Raw genomic sequence first — 22934 nt, forward strand, 5'->3', positions numbered from 1 at the left:
GTACTGCTTGAGCTCGTCGGTGTCGAGCGTGATTCCGACGGGATCGGGAAGGGTGATCTTGCCGCCGAGCCTGACCGTGTGGATGTCTCGGTATCCGCTCGACGATCAGCCGAACGGGGTGGTCACCTCTCCTCGACGCGCAACCCCGCCAACCCCCGGATCACAAAGTTCGGCTTCCGCTTCGGCTCCGCCGCAAGGCTCAGTGTGGGGGCCTTCTCCAGCAGGGCCGTCATCGACGCCGCCAGCTCGATGCGGGCCAGGGGTGCGCCGATGCAGTAGTGGATGCCCGCGCTGAACGAGATGTGCGGGTTCTCCGTGCGGGACAGGTCCAGTTCGCCGGGGTTCCCGAAGACCTCGGTGTCGTGGTTGGCGGAGCCGAACAGCATCGCGATCTCCGCTCCCCGCGGGATCACCGTGCCGTCGATCTCGATCTCGTCCAGCACCCAGCGCTCGAAGAGCTGGAGCGGGGTGTCGTAACGCATCAGCTCTTCGATGGCGGACGGCACGAGGGAGTGGTCCGCGCGCAGCGCCGCCAGCTGCTCGGGGTTGCGGAACAGTGCCCACCAGCCGTTGACCGTGGCGTTCACCGTGGCCTCGTGGCCCGCGTTCAGCAGGAGGACGCAGGTCGAGATCATCTCCTGTTCGGTCAGGCGGTCGCCCTCGTCGTGCGCCGCGATCAGGCCCGAGATCAGGTCGTCGCCGGGTTCCTTGCGGCGCTCGGCGATCAGCTCCCGCAGGTACTGCGAGAACTCGACCGACGCCCGCACCGCCCGGCTCGCCGCGTCCTCGGACGGGTTCAGTTCGTACATCCCGCAGATGTCCGCCGACCAGGGCCGCAGCGGGGCCCGGTCGGACTCCGGAATGCCGAGCATCTCGGCGATCACCGCGACCGGCAGCGGCTCCGCGACGTCCGTCAGCAGGTCGCCCCCGCCCGCCTCGACCAGCGCGGACACCAGGTCGCCGGCCAGCCCGTGCACATACGGCTTCAGCTGCTCCACCGTGCGCGGCGTGAACGCCTTCGACACCAGGCGCCGGATCCGGGTGTGGTCCGGCGGCTCCAGGTCGAGCATCCCGTGGTCGTTGAGGACGTGGAACGGCTCGTGCGCCGCCGGCGGCGCCGTACGCCCGAAGTCCTCGTGCGTGAAGCGGTGCTGGTACGTCCGGCCGAGGCGGCGGTCCCGCAGCAGCGCCGACACGTCGGCGTGGTGCGGTACCAGCCACTGGTTCGTGGGCTCGAAGTAGTGCACACGGCCCCGGGCACGCAGCTCTGCGTAGGCGGGGTACGGGTCGGCGATAAACGCCGGGTCCCACGGGTCGAAGGCTGCCATGCACACGGACGCTAGTCCGGCGTCCCGCGGTCTGACCAGGGGGTCCGGCCGGACGGGGCCCGGCTCAGCCCGGCGTGACCAGTCTCGCCTCGTACGCGAACACCGCGGCCTGCGTCCGGTCCCTCAGGCCCAGCTTCACCAGGATCCGGCTCACATGCGTCTTGATCGTCGACTCGGCCACCACGAGCCGCTCGGCCATCTCCGCGTTCGACAGGCCCTGCGCGATCAGCACCAGCACCTCCGTCTCCCGCTCGGTCAGATCGCCGTACGCCGCCTGCGCGGAGGGCATCAGCCGCGGGGTGTCGGACAGCTTCGAGAACTCCGTGATCAGCCGCTTGGTCACGGACGGGGCGAGCAGGGCCTCGCCGGACGCCACCACCCGCACACCGTCCGCGAGCTGGCGTGCCGAGGCGTCCTTGAGGAGGAAGCCCGAGGCTCCCGCCCGCAGCGCCTGGTACACGTACTCGTCGAGGTCGAAGGTGGTGAGCACCAGCACCTTCGCCGCGCCGTCCGCGGCGACGATCTCCCGGGTCGCCTCGATGCCGTTCAGCTCCGGCATGCGGATGTCCATCAGCACCACGTCCGGGGCCAGTTCACGGACCCGCTCGACCGCCTCGCGCCCGTTGACGGCCTCGCCGACCACCTCGATGTCCGGCATCGCGTTCAGCAGGACCGAGAAGCCCTCGCGCACCATCATCTGGTCGTCGGCGATGAGTACGCGGATGGTCATGCGTCACCGCCGCTCACACCGGCGACCGGCAGGAACACCGCCACCTCGTAGCCTCCGCCGGCCGCCGGGCCCGCCGTCATCTCGCCGTTCAGCATGGAGACCCGCTCCCGCATGCCGGTGATGCCGTGCCCTGCTCCGGGCGAGGGCTTCACCAGGGACGGCTCGGGCGGCGGGCCGTTGACTATGCGCAGGCCCAGGCCTCCGAGGACGTACCCGATCTCGACTCTGGCGCTCGCGCCCGGCGCGTGCCGCAGCGAGTTGCTCAGCGCCTCCTGCACGATGCGGTACGCCGACAGCTCGACGCCCTGCGGCAGTTCGCGCACCGCTCCGGTGACCGCCTTCTCGACGGTCAGCCCCGTGTTCCGCACGTTGGAGAGCAGCGCGTCCAGGTCGGCGAGGGTGGGCTGCGGGGCGTCCGGGGCCTCGTAGTCCTCGGCACGCACGACGCCCAGGACCCGGCGCAGCTCGGTCAGGGCCGCCACCGCGTTCTCCCGGATGGTGGCGAAGGCGCGCTCCAGCTCCGGCGGCGGGTTCTCCACCCGGTACGGGGCGGCCTCCGCCTGGATGGCGACGACCGACATGTGGTGGGCGACGACGTCGTGCAGTTCGCGGGCGATCGTGGTGCGCTCCTCCAGGAGCGTGCGCCGGGAGCGCTCGTGCTCCGTCACCGTCTGCTGGGCGGTCACCTCCTGCGCGGCCTCGCGGCGTATGTGTCCGACGCTGACTGCGAGCAGGACGAGTGCGGAGACGACCAGCATCGGGCCGGTGTTCGTGGAGTAGTACCCCGAACCGAAGAAGCTGTCGACGGTGACGCTGTACACCGCGGTCAGGAGCCACATCCACCCTGTGACCCGCGGTCTGGTCCGCAGGGCCACGACCGTCAGCACGACCAGATGGCAGGCGAAGCTGCCGGGCCGCCACGGCCAGTCGTCCCAGCCGTTGGCGAAGAAACCGGTGACCGGGGCGGCCGCCAGGGACGACCAGAAGGCGCCGATCGGCCGAAGCAGCGTCAGCAGCACCGGGCACAGCGCGAAAAGGGCGCACATCAGGGCGCCGATGTCGTTGCCCGGGGTCGTGGTGCCCGCGATGGCCGCCGACAGCAGGCCGGCGGCCGCCACCAGGGCGTGCGGGGTCCAGACGGCGTACTGCCGGATGCGCGTCGGCAGCCGCCTGGTCAGCGCGCCGTCGACGCGCATGGCCGGGAGCGGGTCGTAGGCGAAGGCGCCGTGGAACAGGTCCTGTCGCAGCCCGCGCAGGGCGTCGGCGGCCAGCCGGAACTCCGGGCTGCGCGGTCTGCTGCCCTCACCCGGTGGCGTGCGGGGCATCTGCTGGGTCGTCTCGGTCACATGCAGAACGGTAGGCGGAGGCGGGGTCGCGGTCGTCAGCTGTGAGAGGGGTTCTCCGGGATCCGTCTCAGGTACTAGTGCCGCGTCAGCAACGACCGGACCTGGTCGGTAGCCCGGAGGCCGGACCAGCCCGGACTCGTACGCGAACACCGCCGCGCCGGGGTCCGGTCCCTGAGGCCCATACCCTAAGCACCGCGCACCGTGTCGGTTCCTGTGGTTTCCGGCCGCCGCTGGACCCATACCACCCGGGAACCGCTCACCGCGTGGCCGCCGCCCGTCTCGAACCCGTGGAAGGCGGCCCAGCAGACCATGAGCGCAAGGGCGAACACCGGGAGCCAGGCGAGCCGGGCCGCCACCCAGACCATGCCGTCGGGGACCGTGTGCAGGCCGGGCAGCCGGCCGGCGAGCAGGCCCATGGCCGTGGTCGCCATCAGCGCCGTCTGGTGCCAGAGGAACACGGTCATCGCGGAGAGGTTGACCAGGGCCGCCCCCGCCCAGGCCAGGGGGCGGCTCATGGCGCGCCGCAGGCGGTCGCGCAGGAGCAGGGCCAGTCCGCACTGGGCCAGGCCGAAGGTGACGGCGGCCAGTGTGGGCGGGTTGAGGTTGGAGACCGAGGCGCCCGGGACGCCCACCATCGAAGCCGGGTAGTCCGCCCAGGCGACGAGCGCCGCCGTGGCCGCGACTCCCGCGGTGAGCAGGATCCAGCCCGCGCGACGGCACTCCAGTTCGCCCCGCGTCCACGCGGCACCCAGGGTGAACGGCACCAGCCAGCCCGCCGCCACGTTCACCCAGCCGAGCCAGGAGGGGCCACCCAGGCCGAAGCGCACGAGGTCCACATGAAGAACGACGGCCAGCGGCCACAGCGGGTGGAGCCGGGCCAGCAGGGGAGTCGCCGCCGTCAGCGCGGCGAAGACCAGGAGGAACCACAAGGGAGACAGGGCCAGTCTGACGAGGGTGCGCACCGTGAGGAACCGCGCGCCGGAGAGGAGGAGGGCGGCCGTCGCCACCGTCCACAGCGTCAGCACCGCGGCCACCGGCTTGAACAGGCGGGCCAGGCGGGTGCCCAGCCACTGCCGGTACGTCGTGCCGCGCGCCGGCGCCGAGGCATGGCTCCGGGTCGCCACGTGCCCGCCCACCAGGAAGAACACGGCGAGTGTCTGGAACGCCCAGGAGACGGGGGCCAGCCACGGCATGTGCTGCAGAGGGCTCGCGGCGCGCAGGGTGCCGCCGTCCGCGACCAGGGCGGTCACCAGCCAGTGGCCGAGCACGACACCGAGGATCGCGAAGGCGCGCAGGGCGTCGACGGCGCGGTCCCGCTCCGCGGGCGGGGCGGCGTCGATCCGGCCGGCGCCCCTTCGTATGCGGTGCCGTATGCCGTGCCGTGTGCCGCACCATGTACCGAGGCCTGTGCCGTGCCACGCGGTGTGCGTGCCCGTCTCACCCACGGGTCACCTCCGAGGTCTCCCCGAGGACGATCCGGGTCAGGTTGGCCAGGGAGGCCGAGCCCGGTGCGAAGTAGGCGCTGTGGCCTCCGTCGCCGGCCGCGAAGACGTGCGCGCCGAAGGCCGGTGACACCGGGTCCGCGCCGAGGCCGACAGTGGTGCCGAAGAGGTCGGTCCTGGCGTGCGGCACGTGCGCCACCCAGTCCCCGGCGCCGCGGGCCGCCCAGATCCGGGCGGGCGCGTGCAGCGCCGCGGCCGAGTCGGCACCGGTGCCGGGGCTGCCGACGAGGACGATGTCGTCGACGTCGAGGCCGGATGCGGCGCGGCCGCAGACGACCGAGCCGTACGAGTGGCACACCAGCGAGACGTGGGCCTCCCGGCCGGTGATGCCGCGCAGCTCCCGCAGGAAGGCGCGCAGGCGCGGGGCGGCCTGTTCGGCGCGGCCCCGGGTGAGGACGGCCGCGCTGACCGTGCCCGGCGTGCGGTAGCCGAGCCAGGCCACGACCGCGGTGCCGGTGCCGTCGGGGGCCTGCCGGGTGAGCTGCCGCTGCAGGGCGAGGGCCCCGGCGCGGAAGCGTTCGTAGGTGTCGAGGCTCGTGTCGGAGCCCGGGACCAGGACGGCTGTGCGGTCGGCGTGGGCGAGGTCGCCGAAGACCTCCGTCGCCAGGCCGGGGCCTCGGCCGTCGAAGGCGAGGAAGCGGCGGGACGGGTCGGCCATGGAGCGGTCGGCCGCGGCGCGGTGGGTGTCGCCGTGGGCAGCGGCCATACGGGCCGCCTGAGCGGCGTTGGCACGGTTGGCGGCGTACGCCTCGTCCAGCGTGGCAGCCGTGACCGGAGCGAGGGCCACGGGGGCCGGGGCGGGGATCTCCGGTCGGGCGGCGGCGGAGAGGGGGGCCACGACGGCGCCGGTGATGAGGGCCGCGAGCAGGATGCGGCGCCATGTGCCCGCACGGCGCCCCTTGTTCCTGCCCCGCCGCGCGGTCTTCCCGGCGGCGGTAGGAGTGTCCAGCCCCATGGTCGTCTTCCCCCCGGTCCGCCCGGCCATCGGGCTTGTCTGGAGGGGAAGTTACGGACCCTTCGTCGTCGTCCGCGTCCCGCCGGGGAGCTCACCTGCGCGGTAGCTCTCAGGTACTACGGGGATGACAGAGGCGGGTATGGCACAGGCGGGCAGGGCACAGGCGGGTATGGCACAGGTGGAGAGGACGGTGGCTGCTCACCACGCCAGCTGGGCGATCTCCTCCGCCACCACCGCGCACGCGTCCGCCGCCGGGTCGATCAGCGGGAAGTGGCCGACGTCCTCCAGGAGCGTCAGGCCGACCATCTCGCCGGCCTTCGCCGCCGCCTCCGCGTACGCCTCGGCGACCGCCTGCGGGACGTCCACGTCCCTGCGGCCCTGGACGAGGGCGGTGGCGATACCCGTGGGGAGCAGCAGGGCCGGGTCCGCGTACGGCCTGCGTACGGCGAACTTGTCCGCTCCGCCCAGGAGTTGGCGCGTGGCGCCGCCGCAGACGTCCAGTTTGTCGGCGACCTCGAAGTCGGCGATCGGCGCGAGGGCGACCACGCCGCGCAGCGGGGCCGGGCGGTCGGTGCGCCAGGGGGCGTCCGGCGGGAGGCAGTGCCGGGCCGCCGCCCACAGGGCCAGGTGGCCGCCCGCCGAGTGGCCGGTGATCACCGTGCGGCGCGGGTCGGCCTGTGGGAGGACCTCGCGTACGAGGGCGGGGAGCGCGTCCAGCGCGGCGGCCACGTCGTCGAAGGTGTCGGGCCAGCGGCCCGCGACGGGGCCGGTGGCAACGGCACCCTCGCCGGCCCCGCCCCTGCGGTACTCGACGTTGGCCACGGCGAAGCCCCGGCGGGCCAGGTAGTCCGCGAACGGGGTGATGTGGCGGCGGTCGTACGCGGCCCGCCAGGCGCCGCCGTGCAGCACGACGACCAGCGGGGCGGACTGGGCGCCCGGCACTTCCCCGCCGCGCGGCGCATAGAAGTCGATCACCTGGTCGGTGTGGTCGCCGTACGCGGCCGTGGCATCGGGGTCGACGGCGGGGTGCGAGAAGGCCGACTCCTCTTCTGCGGCGGCTGCTGCTGCTGCGGCACGGGCGTCGTCGTCCGGCATGCTCCAACCTCTCAGCGACGAAACGTGTTCGGCGGACCAGGAGAGAATTCGGCCGTCGGCGGGGACGGTATCAGCGGGCTGCCTGGGCTGCGCATTCGGCTCTGTGTCGGAGCGTACGTCGTCCGAGTGTGGGCCTGGGTCGGTGCGTCGCCGCGCAGCCTGAGGGCGTCGGGCTGCGCGGCCATGCGGCTGAAACGGCTAGGACCCGTCCGGCCGATCCCGGCGGAGACGCGGGGTGTGGCACGCACATCTGCCGCGTTGTCGTCGGTTGCCGACGCTCCACGTCGACGCCCTCCTCCGCCTCGCAGCCGCACGCACCGCACCCCGCTCACCGGAACCGACAGGGCGCCGCCGCCTTCCTCCGCCGTGAGATCGCCCGGACAGGTCCTAAGCGGCCAACACCTCCCCGAGCACCCGAGCCGCCCGTTCCACATCGGCGAACCCCACGTACAGCGGCGTGAAGCCGAACCGCAGTACGTCGGGGCGGCGGAAGTCACCGACCACTCCCTTTTCGACGAGCCGCCGCATCACCTCGCCCGCGTTCTCGCAGTGCAGCCCGACCTGGCTGCCCCGCTCCCCGTGGGCGGCCGGGGTCAGGGACTCCACCCGTCCCGCGGGCACGTACGCCGCGACGCAGTCGAGGAAGAAGTCCGTCAGCGCCAGCGACTTGGCACGTACCGCCTCGACGGTGACGCCGTCCCACACCTCGAGGGCCGCCTCCAGGGCGAGCATGGACAGGATGTCCGGCGTGCCCACCCGGCCCCGCTGCGCGCCCGACGCGGGTTCGTAGTCGGAGCGCATGTCGAAGGGCTCGGCGTGGGAGTTCCAGCCGGGGAGCGGGGAGTCGAAGCGGTCCTGCAGATCACCTCGTACGTACAGGTAGGCCGGTGAACCAGGGCCTCCGTTCAGGTACTTGTAGGTGCAGCCGACCGCCAGGCCGACCCCGTGCTCGTCGAGCCCGACCGGCAGGGCGCCCGCGCTGTGGCACAGGTCCCAGACGGCCACCGCGCCCGCCGCGTGCACGGCGGCGGTGAGTGACGGCAGGTCGTGAAGCCGGCCCGTGAGGTAGTCGACGTGGTTCAGCAGGACCGCGGCCGTACGGTCGCCCAGGACCCCCGGCACCTCCGCCGGCGTCACCGGCCGCAGGGCGCAGCCGGTCATCCGTGCCGCCGACTCCGCGATGTACCCGTCCGTGGGGAACGTCGTCGCGTCGACGACGATCTCGTCCCGGCCGCTGCCGGCCATGCGTACCGCTGCCACAAGTGCCTTGAAGACGTTGACACTTGTCGAGTCGCCCACCACGATCTGCCCGGGCGCCGCCCCCACCAGCGGGGCGATCCGGTCGCCGATCCGCTCGGGCGCCGTCCACCAGCCGCTCTCGTCCCAGGAGCGGATGCGGAGGGATCCCCACTGCCGGCGCACGACGTCGTCGACGCGTCCGGGTACGGCCGCGGGCAGCGCGCCCAGCGAGTTGCCGTCGAGGTACACAACGTCGTCGAGGACGAACTCCGCGCGCTTCCCTGCCAGTTCGTCGGCGGCGTCCAGCTTCTTCGCCGTGATGGCAAGCTCAGACATGGGACCTCGCCGTCCACAGCTCGGGGAACACGTTCTTCTGCGCGCGCTTCTCCAGCCAGGCCACCCCGGCGGAGCCGCCCGTGCCGGGCTTCGCGCCCATCGCACGGCGGGTGGCGACCAGGTGGTCGTTGCGCCAGCGCCACACCAGCTCGGCGACGTCGGTCAGCGCCTCGCCGAGCCGGGCGACCTCGTCGCCGGCGTCTCCCGAGTAGACCGCCGTCCACACCGCCTCGACCTCGTCCGACGGCTCGTACCGCCGCGCGACGTCGCGCCGCAGCACCTCCCCGGGGATCGCGTGCCCGCGCCGGGCGAGCAGCCGCAGCACCTCGTCGTACAGGCTCGGCTCGTGCAGTGCCTTCTCCAGCTCCGCGTGGACGCGGGGCGCACCGCGGTGCGGGACCAGCATGGACGCGGACTTCTCGCCGAGCAGGAACTCCATGCGGCGGTACATCGCCGACTGGAAGCCGGAGCCCTCGCCGAGGGCGGAGCGGTAGGCGTTGAACTGGGCCGGGGTGAGCTGGCCGAGCGGCTTCCAGGAGGCGTTCAGCGCCTCCAGTTCCCGTACGGAACGCTTCAGCGCGTCGATCGCGACCGGCACCCGGTCCTCGCGCAGCGCCCCCGCGGCCGTCTCCCACTCATGGACGATGACGGTGAACCACAGCTCCATGACCTGGGTCGTGACCAGGAAGACCATCTCTCCGGGGTCGTCGGAGAGGGTGTGCTGGAGGTGGGTGAGCACGTCCGCCTTGACGTAGTCCTCGTACGGCGTCGTGCCTGCGAAATCGAGATGCGGGGTCTCGGGCTCATGAGCCTCGTGGGACATCGCTGTCTCCTGTACATGTACTCCGGGTAGCGGTCCGCCCCTGCCGTTACCGACACGGGGGCCCCGGTCCCCACGGGCATCCTCCGCAATCGTGCCCCAGCGGCGCAAGGCCCGCCTGGTCACACCCGGCGTGCCCGGGGCGAGCCCACGAGGAATCTCTCAGCTCGGCGTCCGGGCCGCCGTGCGCATCTTCGGCGAAGGCCGATGCACTCACGCACTGCTGCTGCCAGTTTCTGCCGAGTACCCAGAGCGCAGCCGTCGCAGGTCTGGAAAGGCAGGACAGCCGGGCGTTCCAAGGCGTGCTCCGACGCGGGTGGAGGGGGCAGGGGCATCTCTCGCAGGCGGAAGGCGAGGATGGCTGCCGGACGGGCAAGGAAGTGGTCGGGGAGTCTTGCGGTGAGCAGCTCGGTGATCTGGGGCGCTCCCACTCCCGCCGCGAGCCACTGGGCGACGGCCGGTGCGAGGCGGGCCGCCTCCTGCCCCGAGAGGATCAGCCGCGGATCGACCCGGCGTAGGGCGGCGAGTACGGCGACTGCCCGCGGGTCGGCGTCGGCGAGCGGGATCGGCGTCTCCGCCTCGATCTGTGCGGGCGCGTGCAGCGTTTCCTGCAAGGTCGCGGCCGTGAGCGCGGCCGCCGCTGCGGCGGGCTGCTTCCGGGGCCGACGCGGCTTCGGCGGATCGGGAGGGCCGTCCGTGTCCGGGGCGCCGCCGGGGATGTCGTAGAAGTACGTCCGGGTGCGGATCTGGCCGGTGGACAGGCGCTCACGGCGGCGTTCCAGGTAGCCGGCCGCTTCGAGTTCCCTGAGCGCTCGCGAGATGAGGATCTCGCCCTCGGTGAAGTGCTCGCACAGGGCGGCGATGCTCACGGGGGCGCCGTCGGGCAAGGAGAGGATGTAGGCCGCCACGCCGACCGTGACCGCACTGCCGCGTCGTTGCGCGAGGGCGTTGGAGAGCACGGTGAAGTCGGCCGTGAGCCGGGTGCGTACGTGGATCACGCCGGAGGTCGGAGTTCCGGCGTCGGCGCGCCGGCGCGCGTTAGACTGCGGTTCAGCCATCGGGAAGGGGTTCTGCTTCCTGATCGGTCAGGCCCTCGATCGGGATTGCCGTCCCGGCCGGGGGCCGTATCTGTTTGCGGTTGTCGCGGCGAACGTAGCCGTCCGTATCCCGCCCTAGCAAGCCGGTCACCCGGACGGGTGACACGGGCCGGGAGGGTGGGTGGGCGGGTAGTTCTTTCCCCCGGTTCTTTGGGAGGTCAGTGGGCCGCCGGACCCTCGCGGGCAAGGATCCGGCGGGCCCGGAAGACGGGCCGTGACCGGCACCCGGTTGACTCAGAGGCGGTGCCGACCGGCCTTCAACTCGCCTATGAACGCGGCCCAGGAGCCTGCCTCGAAGACCAGAGCGGGGCCGTGCGGGACCTTGCTGTCACGGACGGGGACGACGGTGAAGCCGTCGGCCACCTCCACGCAGTCGCCTCCCGCCTGATTGCTGTAGCTGCTTCTGCGCCAGTCGGCGCCGGTCTGATCGGGTCGGGACGTTCGCGCCACGGTAGTTGCCCTCCATCGCGGACCGGATCATGTCGACGGACATGAGCGGGGGCAGGGCTGCCGCCCGCAGCCGATCGTAAATCACCGTGTACCGGCTGACGTCGGCCGTTTCCTCGATGAGTTGGCCGTAGTCCGAGCCTTCTGTGTAGGCCGCCGCTGTGCCGTCCGGGAGGGTCAGGATGGTCAGGGACCCACCCATCGCTTCGTGCCCGCCCTGGTCGAACGGCAGCACCTGTAAATGGATGTGGGGCTCCGCAGCGGCATCCAGCAGCCGAGCCAACTGTTCCCGCATAACCGTCCGCCCACCGACCGGACGCCGAAGTACGGCCTCGTCCAGGACGACCCACAAGTCCGGTCGGTCCGGCGATCGCAGGCGCTGCTGCCGACCCAACCGTGCCGCCACGCGTTCCTCCAACTGCTCCTCGCCGCTGAGGAGTACGTCGAGGCTCAGAACCGCCCGCGCGTACGCCTCGGTCTGCAACAGACCCGGCACCACATGGGCCGCGTACTGGTTGATGGACACCGCCCGCTCCGAGAGTTCGATGAACGCCCGCGACCAGTCCGGAAACGCCTCCCGGTACACGTACGGCCACAGCTCGACCAGCAAGTCGTCCGCGCCGAGGACGGCGTCGAGCGTCCGTGCCAGTTCCCGCGTCGGTTTCGCCCCGGAGGCCCGCTCGACCTGCGTGATCCGCGTGCTCACCACATGCGTCTTCTCGCCGAGTTCGGCCTGGGTCATTCCCGCCGCCGTGCGGAGCCTGCGCACCCGCGCACCGAACAGCGCCGCCATCGACGCGCTGGGATCAATTCCGTTGGCCAAGGCATCACTTCCGTTCCTTACGGACTGAAAAGTAAGGCTGCGTCACCTTTCGAGCGTAGGGCGACCGGACGAATCTTGGGTACGGAACGTGACGACTCGCGCACATCGCGGGACGTCCTCAGACTCGACGGACAAGGATGGACAGGCCGTGCTGACAGGAACGACCAGCTCGGGACGCGAACTCCGCTTGCTCACTGCACAGTTCGTTTCCTCGCCGCGCGGCGCGCGGCTCGCCCGACGCCTCGCCGTGCGGCGCATGGAGGAGTGGGGATACCCGCCGGCGTCGGACACGTCGTGCACGGTCGCCCTCGTCGTCGGGGAACTCACCGCGAACGCCGTGCGGCACGGCCGCGTTCCGGGACGCGACTTCGGTCTCCGGCTCACCCTCGACGCGGGGGCGGGCCTCGTCCGTATCGAGGTAGCGGACGCGGCCTCAGCGAAACACCCGCTCACCGCCCCGCCCCCGTCCTGTCCTGACGGAGAGTCGGGCCGCGGCCTGCTCCTGGTGGACGTCCTGGCTGTGCGCTGGGGTTCGACACCTCGTCAACCCGTGGGCAAGACCGTGTGGGCAGAGGTGTCCACCGATCCTGCGGTTGCGTCCTGGGAAGGGGTGTAAGGGATCGTCCGGCCGGGTGCGTTCGCTCAGTGGGTCAAGGGGCCCGATTCCGGCAGCCGGCCGAGTGCGCCTAGTGCTGTGCGTCCGGGATGTGTTCCACCGGTTCAACGAGATCGGCCTGGCCTGCCTGGACCTTCAGTGGGCGGGAGGCCGTCCCCGCCAACTCAGCCCTGCCGACGCCATCCCGCGAGCCCCCACACGCCGGATCATCCGGCAGGGCTGATGCGTTCTCAGCAGGTGATCTTGAGGAGCGCGGTGGCGTAGTCGGGGCGTGACCGATAGTGGTCGGCTGCGGCGGCGATGTTGGTCCAGCCGGCCTGGCGCATCAGGCCGATGGCGAGGTTGCGCAGGGTGGCCATGGCGCGGGGCGCGCTGCCGGTGCGGATCTTGGAGGCGTCCTCGGCGAATGTCACGTCTCTCACGTGGTGCAGGGCCTCCACGGACCAGTGGCCCTGGATGAGTTCGGCCAGGCGGGCGGGGTCGGCCTGGTCGGGGGTGAGGCTGGTGACGGCGTAGACCGTCTTCGTCTGGACCTTGCCGGTCTTGGTGTTGACGCGGCGTCGCTTGATCTCGATGGCCTGGACGGCGTGCGGGAACAGCAGCCCGGCTTCGACGGTGCATACCTTCAGCCGCCGGACCTCGCGACGTCCGTGCCCGGCGGTGCGGGTGCGGTCCAGCAGCGGCATCTGCCGCCAGGGCAGGCGGCGCAGTTGCCGGCGCAGCTTCTTCTGGTTGCCCTTGACGACCAGGAGGTAGTGCCCGCTGGCGGCGACGATGTTCTTCGCGGTCTTGCGCTGGGTGTGCATGGCGTCGGCGGTGACGACCACGCCGCGCAGGTCGAAGCGGGCCAGCAGCGGGGCCATGGCCGGGATCTCGTTGCTCTTGGCCGCCACCTGGCGCTGGGCGATGACGGTCTGACTGCCGTGCAGGGCGGCGGCTAGCAGGTGTATCGCGGTCTTGCTGTCGGTGCGCGAGCCGCGCACCGTCTTGCTGTCCACCGCCAGCCCGACCAGGGCTTCGTCCTCCTCGACGGGATCGGCGGCGTGGCGGGCGAGCCAGGTTCCGACCGCGTCGTCCAGGGCGTCGCCGTCGATGCGGGCCAGCAGTCGGCCGAGCGTGGAAGCGTTGGGCGTGGCGCGGGCGAGGCCGAGTCCGGCGCGGACCTGCGGGTCGGCGTCGGCGGCATACCGGGCGATCTGCGCCAGCGAGCGGGCTCCGCCGAGCACCGCCGTCAGGCACAGGGCCAGCAGCACGCCGATGCGGTAGCGGCGCCCGCGCACCTGGCGGGGATCGGGCACGGCGGCCAGCACCTCGGACAGCGAGGCCAGCTCGTGCGGTTCGATGGACGGGCAGGGCTCGTTGCCGTCCTCGCAGTGGCGCGCGAGGACGTTGATCAGGGAGGATGACACGCGGACGCGACTCCAGGACGATCTTCGGTCTCAGAAGCCTTGATCATCTGGCGTCGCGTCTCTTGCTCCCACTCCGGCAAACCGCCCATCAGGCCCCAGAGCCAACGAACCGGCCTATCCCGCCAGCTGAGAACGCATCAACCCTGATAGCCAGACGCCAGTGTCAGACCCTGGTGCAACGATGTCCGCCATGGACATCGACAGATTCTGGAATGTGGTCGAGACGGCCCGAGCGGACAGTGGTGGCGCTGACGGCGACGCCTTCGCCAGGGCGTTGGGAGACCGACTGGACGGCCTTGCACCCACGGACGTCCTCGGCTATCAGGTGTGCTTCCGCGAGTTGCATAGTGCCGTTGAGCGGTGGGATGTGTGGGCTGCGGCCTATCTCATAGGTGGCGGTTGCTCGGACGACAGCTTCGCTTACTTCAGGGCTGGCCTTCTGGTGCTGGGCCGTTCCTGGTTCGAGCGGGTCGCCGCCGCTCCTGACGAGCTGGCAGCTCAGCCGATGGTGATCGAAGCAGCTGCCGCGGGAAACCTGCACGTGTTCCGCAATGAGTGGGTGTATTGCGCCGCATCATCCGCATTCGAGAGCCTCACCAGCAGCCAGGACTTTTGGGGTGAGTTGGAGCGTTATGAGGCCGAACACCCTCAGGTGGGCAGGGCAGCGTGGGCCTATGCGAGCTCCCTCAGGCCGACTGCGGCGGGCAACGGCACGGGTGAGGACTTTGACTTCGACGATCCGGAAGAGATGCACCGCCGACTTCCCCGACTTGCCGCGCTCTTCCTCAACGACGCCCCACTGGGCTCCCATACGTCTCGCCAGGCGAATCTCGCGGCATATGAGGCGTACGGCTTCGATGGAAAGGTTGTCGACGGAGCTCGGTACGACTTCTTCGGTATCGAAGAGCGCGACGGCGGTCGTGAGGTATTGCGAGGTATGTACGGTGAATTGTCCATGAATGGTGACACCCGCATCCCCGTGACCATCGAGTTGACGTTGCGGGTACCCGACCTGACGATCGAGGGTGCCGGCAAGTTGATCCAGAACGTCTTCTTCCATCACTTCACGAATCACTACTACTGCGACCACATCGCGGAGATCATCGTCCAAGACCCGGCGGACGGTACAGCGCACACGATTCCGTTCGATCCCTGCTGAGCTTCCTGGCAAGCCGGGGAAGAAACTGCCGGTCGGACCTTGGGGTTCGCGAGGTCCGGATCCCCGCTTCGCCCGGTGTCCGTTGCGCATCGCCGTGCAGGTCTCTGTGTGCTCGCTTGCAGGACCTTTGACGTTGGTCTTGGGAGGTGACAGGCACGGTAGCGCCTGGGGCATGCGCTACCGCGCGTATCAACTTCCCAAGAGCCTGGTGGGCCTGCCACGCCGCGCCGCCTCCGGTGGCAGCGGCACCGCGAGAGCTCCAGGTCGACGGTGAGACCCTGCACCTCGCCCACTACGGCGCCAGGGGAGCCCATTCCACGGGAGGGGGCGTGCGGCTGCGAGTCCTGATCGGGACTTTCGAACGTGCGAGCGGGGAATCCGCCTGTCGGACTTCGAGTCCGTGGGCGCGGCCGGCTCAGAGGCTCGTGCGGTTCGATGGACGGGCAGGGCTCGTTGCCGTCCTCGCAGTGGCGCGCGAGGACGTTGATCAGGGAGGATGACACGCGGACGCGACTCCAGGACGATCTTCGGTCTCAGAAGCCTTGATCATCTGGCGTCGCGTCTCTTGCTCCCACTCCGGCAAACCGCCTATCAGGCCCCAGAGCCAACGAACCGGCCTATCCCGCCAGCTGAGAACGCATCAACCCTGGATCATCCGGCCGTACACACCCCAGCGACCAGAGTTGGAAACACCTACCAAAAGAAGTGAGAAGAAGCCCGGCGTGACCGACCAGAATGACCAACCCGGGCGGTCAATTGGCGGCTTTAAACGGTCAACATATGATGCGCCAATGGACAGATCCAGATTCGGATTCCGTCGTCCGGGCGTTACGGGCGAGTTCGAACTACCCCCGTCGGGGTGGCGAGAGGCAGAGGCTGGGCCCGTGGCGGATCCGCAGTGGCTGCGCTTGGCAGGCGATGGTGACAGCGTCCTGGCAGCCGTGCACGGCGGGGTGGGGCTGTGGGACCGTGGCAGTGGTGAACTGAAGTGGTGGCACGACGGCGCCGACACCGTGCGCCCGTTGGAATCCGGTCAGATTCTGCTGGAGGCAGAGCAGATGGGGCTGCGACTGGCACGGTACACCTGGCCTGCGATGACGGTACTCGACGAGCTGACGATCCCGATGCCCGACTGCGGCGGTGGGATCGACGGACTGGTGACATCGCCCTCGCAGCGGCTTGTCGTTGCGAGGTTCGAATCCGGTCAGGGTGAGAATGGCTACGATGTCTATTCCCTGGACGGTCCGCTGCGCCGCGTGACGCATCTGGATCACGAAGTGAACCCGATGAACCTTGCGCCGATGTACTGCGTGCCGGTGTTCTCCCCCGATGAGCGGCTGGTCGCCTGTTCACCTGGTGGCGGGCCCTGGTGGGTGCCTCCGGAGGAGGACTGGCCCGAACGATGGTGGGACGAGTACGACGACGAGCAGGAGATCCCGAGCAACGGCGGACCGGCCGCCTTCGGCTCACTGGTCCTGCATGACCTTGACCGGGACAAGGCCAGCGTCCACGGACTGAAGTTCGAGTTGGAGCCGGGCTGGGTGCCAGACAACCCTTGGGACGTGCGCTGGGAGTGTGGGGCGACGGCACTGGAATTCTGCAGCAGTGACGAACTCCGGCTGACCTTGCCGGACGGCACCGCAGTGGAACTGCGCCTACCCCTGCCAGAAATGGTCTCTCTGCCCGCCCCGAACCGGAGCGAGTCCCACGAACTGTGTTGACCTGGCAGCAGATCCTGGTGTTACAGAGAGAGGCCGACGCTGCGGACGCCGTCGCCACGACGAAGTCCTCGTCGTCGGGGCCGAGTTGGCGGGGACGGCCTCCCGCCCACTGAGAGTCCAGGCAGGCCAGGCCGGTGGAACACATCCCGGACATTGTCCTCGTCGGCCTGCACCAGCGAGGCGATCACCGGTACACGGTTCCCGCCGGCCGAGGCCGGCACCATCATCGCGCGCCGGTAGCGCACCGAACACGTGCTGCCGCGGCGCACGATCTGCTGCAGCCGCTGCCCCTCCTGGTCGGTCAGTCTCCGCACACGGACAGGCTCAGCCACCGCACCTCCAACGGTCGGATCGGACGTCACCGCACATCCAACCGCCACGACCACCAACCCGGTGAACCTATGCGGTCACAGCACTGGCCGGTCCTCCAGCCCGATGGCGATGTCCGCCGGGCCGAAGATCGGCCGTTCGAGGCCCGGCTTCATGATGATCGCGCGGAAGACCGCAAGTGGCAGACTGCCATCATGACGAGTCACAAGAACCTGCTCGGGGGTCCGGACCCGACGAACCTGCCGGAGAACGAAGAGGCGTACCGCCTGCTGGGCGAGGAGTCGCTGCCGCCGGCCGAGGTCGCGGCGAAGTACCCCACGTTCTCGCTGGCCTGGGCGATGCTCGCCGACGACGCCTTCGAGGCGGGGCGAGTGGTCGAGTCGTACGCGTATGCCCGCACCGGCTACCACCGGGGGCTCGACGCGCTGCGCCGGGCCGGATGGAAGGGGCACGGCCCCATCCCCTGGAGTCACCGGCCCAATCGCGGCTTCCTGCGCTGTCTCGCCGCCCTCGCCCGCGCCGCCGGGGCGATCGACGAGAAGGACGAGACGGAACGATGCTGGCAGTTCCTGCGGGACAGCAGCGCCGAGGCGTACGACGAGTTGAAGCGATCCTAGTGCCGCGTCAGCCAAGGTTCGCCCCGTCGCGACGCCCGGCACGCTCCCCCACTGCCTCAAGGGCGTGGGAGGTGCCCCCACTCGCCGCACCGGCCGAAAGCCCGAGTACGTCCAGTACGAGGACTTCCGGCCGGCACGCCGAGAGCACGCACCGGACGCCGCTCCTTGACGGGCAAACCTTGGCTGAGCGGCACTAGTCACCGCAGAGGAGGTCGACGAAAGCTGCGGATTCGCCTGCGTGCCACCGCTCTGCCTTGAGGCAGCGGCGGCGGCACGCGGAGCACCGCGGCGCTGACGGAGTCACGTCCACTCCCGGCCACAGCCCGAGCGCCTACGAAATCCGCCCCCGCGCCCGCTCCCCCTCCAACGGCGGTGCCGTGATCGATCCGTGCGTCCGGCACTCCGGGCGCCGGCAGTCCGGCGGAGGCCGCCGTACGGTCGCGAAGGCGAGGCCCGCCGCCACCACCAGCGCTCCCGCGCACAGGACCATCGCCCGCCCGAACGCCTCGTCGAAGGCGCTCGGCGACCGGTACGCCTCCGGCCCCATCCCGGCGAGCAGCGGCAGCGCGGCCACCGCGATCAGGCCGGCCGCCCGGGCAGCGGCGTTGTTGATGCCGCTGGCCAGACCCGCGCGGGCGACGTCCACGGAGCCGAGGACGGTGGCGGTCAGCGGGGCGACCAGGGTGACCATGCCCAGGCCGAGGACGAGCAGCGCGGGCAGCACGTCGGCGACGTAGGAGGCGCCCGGTCCGACGCGCAGCATCAGCAGCATCCCGGCGGCGCACAGCAGGGGGCCGACGGTGAGCGGGATCCGCGGGCCGATGCGCTCGCCCAGCTCCCCGGAGCGGGCGGAGAACAGCAGCATCAGGACCGTCGTCGGCAGCAGAGCCGTACCGGCGGCGAGGGCCGACCAGCCCACGGCGACCTGGAGCTGGAGCGCGGCGAGGAAGAAGAAGCCGCCGAAGGCCGCGTACACGCACAGCGTGACCAGGTTGACCGCGGTGAACTGGCGGGACGCGAAGATGTCGAGCGGCATCATGGGGTCGGGGCGGTGCCGCTCGACGTAGACGAAGGCGACGCCCGCTGCCAGTCCCGCCACCGCGCTGAACACGACGACCAGCGACCCCTGCCGGGCCTCGATCAGCGCGTACGTCACCAGGGCCAGGGCCAGGGCGCCCAGGACCGCGCCGAGCACGTCGAAGCGGCCGTGGCCGGTGCCTCCCCCAGCCGACTCGGGCACGTGCCGTACGGCGATGGGAGCGCAGGCCAGCGCCAGCGGGACGTTGAGCAGGAAGACCCACCGCCAGCCCGGGCCGTCCACCAGCCAGCCGCCCACGAACGGGCCGACCGCCGCACCGATGCCGCCGAACCCGGACCACAGTCCCACGGCCCGGCCCCGGTCGTCGGGGTGGAACGAGGCCTGGATGAGGGCGAGGGAGCCGGGGGTGAGCAGGGCACCGCCGATGCCCTGCAGGGCGCGGGCGGCGACCAGGACGCCGGCGTTCGGGGCGATGCCGCACAGCAGGGAGGCGGCGGCGAACCAGACGACACCCACGACGAAGACCTTGCGGCGGCCGTAGTGGTCGCCGAGTGACCCGCCGAGGAGGATCAGCCCGGCCAGGGTGACCATGTACGCATTGACCGTCCACTGCAGGGCGGCGAGGCTCGCGTCCAGGTCACGACCGATGCGGGGCAGGGCGACGTTGACGACGGTCGAGTCCAGCATGGCCATGCTGGAGCCGAGCACGGTGGTCAGCAGGATCCACTTGCCTTGCGGCGAGGCCAGCCGGACATCGGGCATGCCCCCAGGTATACAGCGAGCCCGGCGCGGTCGCGCCGGGCTCGCTGTATACCGCCGTGGACGGCCGGTTACTTGATCTTCGTGCCCGCCGAGCGCAGGTTCTGCGTCGCCTCGATGACACGCGCGGCCATGCTCGCCTCGGCCAGCTTGCCCCAGGTACGCGGGTCGTAGGTCTTCTTGGAGCCGACCTCGCCGTCGACCTTCAGGACACCGTCGTAGTTCTTGAACATGTGGTCGGCGACGGGACGCGTGAAGGCGTACTGCGTGTCCGTGTCGATGTTCATCTTGACGACGCCGTTCTCCAGCGCGGTCGCGATCTCCTCCGGGGTGGAGCCGGAGCCGCCGTGGAAGACGAAGTCGAACGGCTGGGAGCCGGCCGGCAGACCGAACTTCGCCGCCACGCCGTCGTTCAGCTCCTTCAGCAGGTCGGGGCGGAGCACGACGTTGCCCGGCTTGTACACGCCGTGCACGTTGCCGAAGGAGGCGGCCAGCAGGTAGCGGCCCTTGTCGCCCAGGCCGAGCGCCTCGGCCGTGCGGATCGCGTCGTCGGCCGTCGTGTACAGGGAGTCGTTGATCTCGTGGGAGACGCCGTCCTCCTCGCCACCTGTCGGGGTGATCTCCACCTCGAGGATGATCTTGGCGGCGCGGGCGCGCTCCAGGAGCTCCTGGGCGACGGCGAGGTTGTCGGCGAGCGTCTCGGCGGAGCCGTCCCACATGTGGGACTGGAAGAGCGGGTTGCGGCCGGCCTTGACGCGCTCCTCGGAGACCGCGAGCAGCGGACGTACGTACCCGTCGAGCTTGTCCTTCGGGCAGTGGTCCGTGTGCAGGGCGACCTGGACCGGGTACTTCTCGGCGACGATGTGCGCGAACTCGGCCAGGGCGACGGCGCCGGTGACCATGTCCTTGCTGTACTGGCCGCCCAGGAACTCGGCACCACCCGTCGAAATCTGGACGATGCCGTCGCTCTCCGCCTCCGCGAAGCCGCGCAGCGCAGCGTGCAGGGTCTGGGTCGAGGTGACGTTGATGGCCGGGTAGGCGAACTTGCCTGCCTTCGCCCGGTCGAGCATCTCGTTGTAGACCTCGGGGGTTGCGATGGGCATGTGTCCGCTCCTTGGTATGTGCGGGTTGGGGTTCTGCGTCCTACGGCCCTGACCTAGACCTTGGGAGTGACGTCATCGTCGGCCCCATCTTTCCAGACTTGGCCGGATGATCCCTCCATCGTGTCCAACCTGTGGATAACACGGGCGAGAACCGGGCGGGACCCGGGCGGGACCCGGGCTTGACCCGGTCGGGACTCAGTCGGGACTCAGTCGGGACTCAGTCGAGGCCCAGGTCGTCCTTGGAGTACGCGAAGACGTACGGTACGTCCGCCTGCCCCTTGATCGCCTCGGCTGCGCCCGTGGCGCGGTCCACGATGGTGGCCACCGCGACGACCTGGGCCCCTGCCTCACGCAGCGCCTCCACGGCGGCCAGCACCGAGCCGCCCGTGGTCGAGGTGTCCTCCACGGCCAGGACACGGCGGCCCGCGACCTCGGCACCCTCGATACGGCGCTGCAGGCCGTGCGCCTTGCCCGCCTTCCGCACGACGAACGCGTCGAGCACCTTCCCGCGCGCGGCGGAGGCGTGCAGCATCGCGGTCGCCACCGGGTCGGCGCCGAGCGTGAGCCCGCCGACCGCGTCGAAGTCCAGGTCGGCGGTCAGGTCGAGCATGACCTCGCCGACCAAGGGGGCGGCCACGCCGTCCAGGGTGATACGGCGGAGGTCGATGTAGTAGTCGGCCTCCTTGCCCGACGACAGGGTCACCTTGCCGTGCACCACGGCCTTGTCCTTGATCTGCTGCAGCAGCTCGCCGCGTACGTCACTCATGCCCGCCAGCTTAGAGGCGGCGCCAGGTCCAGGTCGTCGTGGCCTCAAGGGGGTCGATGGGGGTGACCAGGCGGGGCCGGGTGTTCAGGCCGTCGGGCGGGCCGGTCTGCGGCTCCACGCACACCGCGGCCTCCTGCTCGTCGTACACCACCACCCACTGCAGGCGGCCGGCCATCTTCAGCTCCAGCTGCCCGGGCCAGGTCAGGGTGACGTCGACCCCGCCGGGCATGCCGAAGCAGTCGTCCCAGGGGCCGGGCTCGGGGTCGACGCGGTTGCCGGTGGGGAGGTGGTCGTCGCCGCGCTCCTCCTGCCAGGCGGGCTCGAAGGCGAGACGGACGTCCTCCCCTCCCAGGTTCCGGTTGAACCACGGGTGCCAGCCGATCTGCGCCGGGAAGGAGGTCTCGTACGTCTCGATGGACATCGTGAGCGTCAGGCCGTCCCCGGTCAGGCCGACGACCTGGGTGACCCGGCCGGACCAGGGCCAGGGGTCGACCAGGTCGTACGTGATGACCGCCTCGTCGGCGGAGGTGCGGGCGGTGCGCCAGGCGCCGTCCCGGACGGTGCCGTGGATGGCGTGCGGCGGGGAGTTGAGCGGCATCTGGTGGACGGTCGCGCCGTTTCGGAACCGTCCGTCGCGGATCCGGCCGCACCAGGGGACCATCGGGAAGCAGCCGAACCGGTCCCCCTGCCGCAGGAGTTCGGTGCCGCCGACCCGGAGTCCTCCGATGCGGCCGCCGTTGCGCGGCTGCACGGTCACTTCCGCGTCGCCCGCGGTCAGCGTGATGTCTTCGTTACTCACGGGACGACCCTACTGGGCTGATCAGGAGGGCGGGCGAGTACGCGTGCGTGCGCATCCGCACCGGCCGGCGTCAGTGCCGTCTGCGCAGCATCCGCCCCACCACGATCGCCGAGACGACCACGGCCGCGGCGGCCGGTGCCGCCCAGCGCAGCGTCGAGACGGGGGTGACCGTCTGCGGGGCGGGCACGGGAGCGTACCGGCCGCGCGGCGGAGCGTGGTCCACCTCCTCCGCGCTGCGCCCGATCATCGTCCGCCGCGCGTGCGCCGCCTCGGCGGGCGGTTCGGCGGGCGGTTCGGCGGATGCCTCGAAGTCGTCGGCCGGCAGGGGTGCCACGTCCTCGACGGGCGGGGGCTCCGGCGGCCGGCGCGGCTCTTGCTCCGGTGCCTTTTCCGGTTCGGGCTGCCGCAGCCCGGGTTCCGGCTCCGGCTGCTCAGGTTCCGGCTCCGGCTCCCGTTCCTCCGCCGTCCCGCCCAGGTTCTCCGCGAACCGGGTCAGCAGCCTGGCCGCGGCCGAGGCGACCGCGTCGGCCGGGAGTTCCTTGACGCGTCCGTCCGCGGAGGCCGTTCCGTCGAAGGTGAGGGTGGTACCGCCGTCCGTGTCCCTCAGGCGGAGCGTCAGCGCGAGCTTGACCGAGCCGGTACCGCGGGTCTCGGAGGCGTCGCCCTCGACGGCGTAGGAACCGTCCTCCTGCCCGCAGACGCGTACGGTGCCGCGGTAGGTGACGGAGTGGCTGCCGACGCGCACCTTCAGCCTGCCGCTGACGGGCTCGGCACCGGCGTCCTGCTGGAGCCCGGGGACCGCCCGGGCGACCCGCGCGGGATCGGCGAGCGCCTCCCTGAGCCGCTCGGCAGGAACCGGAACGAACACCTCATGCTCCATGTCAGCGGAGCCTACCCA

At 71.0% G+C, this 22934-nt stretch carries 22 protein-coding genes and 1 pseudogene; 4 read left to right on the forward strand and 19 right to left on the reverse strand.

Features of this window, described 5'->3' with window-relative positions; all coding sequences use genetic code 11:
• Window positions 1-122 precede the first annotated feature (122 nt).
• From ACZ562_RS04940 to ACZ562_RS04990, 11 genes are all read right to left on the reverse strand, one after another.
• The gene (locus ACZ562_RS04940) at window positions 123-1328 is read right to left on the reverse strand and encodes a cytochrome P450 (RefSeq protein ID WP_471174237.1); all 1206 of its coding nucleotides are present in this window, start codon (window positions 1326-1328) and stop codon (window positions 123-125) included.
• Between the two features lie 64 nt (window positions 1329-1392).
• A complete protein-coding gene (locus ACZ562_RS04945; protein ID WP_471174238.1) occupies window positions 1393-2058 on the reverse strand; it encodes a response regulator in 666 nt (221 codons plus the stop codon).
• On the reverse strand, window positions 2055-3404 hold the full coding sequence (locus ACZ562_RS04950) for a sensor histidine kinase (protein WP_471174239.1): 1350 nt from the start codon (window positions 3402-3404) through the stop codon (window positions 2055-2057). The genes ACZ562_RS04945 and ACZ562_RS04950 overlap by 4 nt, the downstream gene beginning before the upstream one ends.
• Before the next feature lie 185 nt (window positions 3405-3589).
• Window positions 3590-4765 (reverse strand): acyltransferase family protein, encoded by a 1176-nt coding sequence (locus tag ACZ562_RS04955; protein ID WP_471174770.1) that lies wholly within the window; start codon window positions 4763-4765, stop codon window positions 3590-3592.
• A gap of 76 nt (window positions 4766-4841) precedes the next feature.
• Window positions 4842-5861, reverse strand: a complete 1020-nt coding sequence (locus ACZ562_RS04960) for an alpha/beta hydrolase (protein WP_471174772.1) — start codon at window positions 5859-5861, stop codon at window positions 4842-4844.
• 198 nt (window positions 5862-6059) lie between these two features.
• Entirely contained in the window at window positions 6060-6956 is an 897-nt protein-coding gene (locus ACZ562_RS04965) for an alpha/beta hydrolase (RefSeq protein WP_471174240.1), read from the reverse strand.
• A gap of 387 nt (window positions 6957-7343) precedes the next feature.
• Window positions 7344-8531 (reverse strand): kynureninase, encoded by a 1188-nt coding sequence (gene kynU / locus ACZ562_RS04970; RefSeq protein ID WP_471174241.1) that lies wholly within the window; start codon window positions 8529-8531, stop codon window positions 7344-7346.
• On the reverse strand, window positions 8524-9354 hold the full coding sequence (locus tag ACZ562_RS04975; RefSeq protein WP_471174242.1) for a tryptophan 2,3-dioxygenase family protein: 831 nt from the start codon (window positions 9352-9354) through the stop codon (window positions 8524-8526). Before ACZ562_RS04975 ends, kynU begins: the two co-directional genes overlap by 8 nt.
• Before the next feature lie 119 nt (window positions 9355-9473).
• Window positions 9474-10409 (reverse strand): hypothetical protein, encoded by a 936-nt coding sequence (locus ACZ562_RS04980; protein WP_471174243.1) that lies wholly within the window; start codon window positions 10407-10409, stop codon window positions 9474-9476.
• Between the two features lie 273 nt (window positions 10410-10682).
• Complete coding sequence (locus ACZ562_RS04985; RefSeq protein WP_471174244.1) at window positions 10683-10817, reverse strand: DUF397 domain-containing protein; 135 nt, start codon at window positions 10815-10817, stop codon at window positions 10683-10685.
• Window positions 10777-11688: a helix-turn-helix domain-containing protein gene (locus tag ACZ562_RS04990; RefSeq protein WP_471174774.1), complete on the reverse strand. Its 912-nt coding sequence runs from the start codon at window positions 11686-11688 to the stop codon at window positions 10777-10779. The genes ACZ562_RS04985 and ACZ562_RS04990 overlap by 41 nt, the downstream gene beginning before the upstream one ends.
• 178 nt (window positions 11689-11866) lie before the next feature.
• On the opposite strand from ACZ562_RS04990, the gene ACZ562_RS04995 reads away from it, so the two are divergent.
• Window positions 11867-12334, forward strand: coding sequence for an ATP-binding protein (locus ACZ562_RS04995; protein WP_471174245.1), 468 nt, complete (start codon window positions 11867-11869; stop codon window positions 12332-12334).
• A 230-nt stretch (window positions 12335-12564) separates the two neighbouring features.
• On the opposite strand, the gene ACZ562_RS05000 is transcribed toward ACZ562_RS04995, so the two are convergent.
• On the reverse strand, window positions 12565-13743 hold the full coding sequence (locus tag ACZ562_RS05000; RefSeq protein WP_471174246.1) for an ISAs1 family transposase: 1179 nt from the start codon (window positions 13741-13743) through the stop codon (window positions 12565-12567).
• A 190-nt stretch (window positions 13744-13933) separates the two neighbouring features.
• On the opposite strand from ACZ562_RS05000, the gene ACZ562_RS05005 reads away from it, so the two are divergent.
• Both ACZ562_RS05005 and ACZ562_RS05010 read left to right on the forward strand, forming a co-directional pair.
• Window positions 13934-14902, forward strand: coding sequence for a DUF4240 domain-containing protein (locus tag ACZ562_RS05005; protein ID WP_471174247.1), 969 nt, complete (start codon window positions 13934-13936; stop codon window positions 14900-14902).
• 884 nt (window positions 14903-15786) lie between these two features.
• Window positions 15787-16623, forward strand: a complete 837-nt coding sequence (locus ACZ562_RS05010) for a hypothetical protein (protein WP_471174248.1) — start codon at window positions 15787-15789, stop codon at window positions 16621-16623.
• A gap of 42 nt (window positions 16624-16665) precedes the next feature.
• Here ACZ562_RS05010 and ACZ562_RS05015 read toward each other — a convergent pair.
• Window positions 16666-16955 (reverse strand): annotated as a pseudogene (locus ACZ562_RS05015) (IS630 family transposase); the annotation flags it as partial.
• Between the two features lie 75 nt (window positions 16956-17030).
• Window positions 17031-17159 (reverse strand): hypothetical protein, encoded by a 129-nt coding sequence (locus tag ACZ562_RS05020; protein WP_471174249.1) that lies wholly within the window; start codon window positions 17157-17159, stop codon window positions 17031-17033.
• On the opposite strand from ACZ562_RS05020, the gene ACZ562_RS05025 reads away from it, so the two are divergent.
• Complete coding sequence (locus tag ACZ562_RS05025; protein ID WP_471174250.1) at window positions 17148-17570, forward strand: DUF3151 domain-containing protein; 423 nt, start codon at window positions 17148-17150, stop codon at window positions 17568-17570. The two genes, ACZ562_RS05020 and ACZ562_RS05025, sit on opposite strands and share 12 nt — an antisense overlap.
• A gap of 331 nt (window positions 17571-17901) precedes the next feature.
• Here ACZ562_RS05025 and ACZ562_RS05030 read toward each other — a convergent pair whose 3' ends face one another.
• From ACZ562_RS05030 to ACZ562_RS05050, 5 genes are all read right to left on the reverse strand, one after another.
• Complete coding sequence (locus tag ACZ562_RS05030; protein WP_471174251.1) at window positions 17902-19371, reverse strand: MFS transporter; 1470 nt, start codon at window positions 19369-19371, stop codon at window positions 17902-17904.
• Window positions 19372-19439: 68 nt separating this feature from the next.
• Entirely contained in the window at window positions 19440-20471 is a 1032-nt protein-coding gene (gene fbaA / locus ACZ562_RS05035) for a class II fructose-bisphosphate aldolase (RefSeq protein ID WP_471174252.1), read from the reverse strand.
• Window positions 20472-20688: 217 nt separating this feature from the next.
• Window positions 20689-21237, reverse strand: a complete 549-nt coding sequence (gene pyrE / locus ACZ562_RS05040) for an orotate phosphoribosyltransferase (RefSeq protein WP_471174253.1) — start codon at window positions 21235-21237, stop codon at window positions 20689-20691.
• Window positions 21238-21247: 10 nt separating this feature from the next.
• Window positions 21248-22036 (reverse strand): aldose epimerase family protein, encoded by a 789-nt coding sequence (locus tag ACZ562_RS05045; protein ID WP_471174254.1) that lies wholly within the window; start codon window positions 22034-22036, stop codon window positions 21248-21250.
• Between the two features lie 70 nt (window positions 22037-22106).
• On the reverse strand, window positions 22107-22916 hold the full coding sequence (locus ACZ562_RS05050) for an SRPBCC family protein (protein ID WP_471174255.1): 810 nt from the start codon (window positions 22914-22916) through the stop codon (window positions 22107-22109).
• Window positions 22917-22934: the final 18 nt, after the last annotated feature.

This window comes from Streptomyces sp. NPDC040410, assembly GCF_055595715.1.

Coding starts and splice junctions, on each gene's coding strand:
- ACZ562_RS04940 (WP_471174237.1), bottom strand. CDS start 1,328: ATGGCAGCCTTCGACCCGTGGGACCCGGCGTTTATCGCCGACCCGTAC.
- ACZ562_RS04945 (WP_471174238.1), bottom strand. CDS start 2,058: ATGACCATCCGCGTACTCATCGCCGACGACCAGATGATGGTGCGCGAG.
- ACZ562_RS04960 (WP_471174772.1), bottom strand. CDS start 5,861: ATGGGGCTGGACACTCCTACCGCCGCCGGGAAGACCGCGCGGCGGGGC.
- ACZ562_RS04965 (WP_471174240.1), bottom strand. CDS start 6,956: ATGCCGGACGACGACGCCCGTGCCGCAGCAGCAGCAGCCGCCGCAGAA.
- kynU (WP_471174241.1), bottom strand. CDS start 8,531: ATGTCTGAGCTTGCCATCACGGCGAAGAAGCTGGACGCCGCCGACGAA.
- ACZ562_RS04975 (WP_471174242.1), bottom strand. CDS start 9,354: ATGTCCCACGAGGCTCATGAGCCCGAGACCCCGCATCTCGATTTCGCA.
- ACZ562_RS04980 (WP_471174243.1), bottom strand. CDS start 10,409: ATGGCTGAACCGCAGTCTAACGCGCGCCGGCGCGCCGACGCCGGAACT.
- ACZ562_RS04990 (WP_471174774.1), bottom strand. CDS start 11,688: ATGGCGGCGCTGTTCGGTGCGCGGGTGCGCAGGCTCCGCACGGCGGCG.
- ACZ562_RS05005 (WP_471174247.1), top strand. CDS start 13,934: ATGGACATCGACAGATTCTGGAATGTGGTCGAGACGGCCCGAGCGGAC.
- ACZ562_RS05025 (WP_471174250.1), top strand. CDS start 17,148: ATGACGAGTCACAAGAACCTGCTCGGGGGTCCGGACCCGACGAACCTG.
- ACZ562_RS05030 (WP_471174251.1), bottom strand. CDS start 19,371: ATGCCCGATGTCCGGCTGGCCTCGCCGCAAGGCAAGTGGATCCTGCTG.
- fbaA (WP_471174252.1), bottom strand. CDS start 20,471: ATGCCCATCGCAACCCCCGAGGTCTACAACGAGATGCTCGACCGGGCG.
- pyrE (WP_471174253.1), bottom strand. CDS start 21,237: ATGAGTGACGTACGCGGCGAGCTGCTGCAGCAGATCAAGGACAAGGCC.
- ACZ562_RS05050 (WP_471174255.1), bottom strand. CDS start 22,916: ATGGAGCATGAGGTGTTCGTTCCGGTTCCTGCCGAGCGGCTCAGGGAG.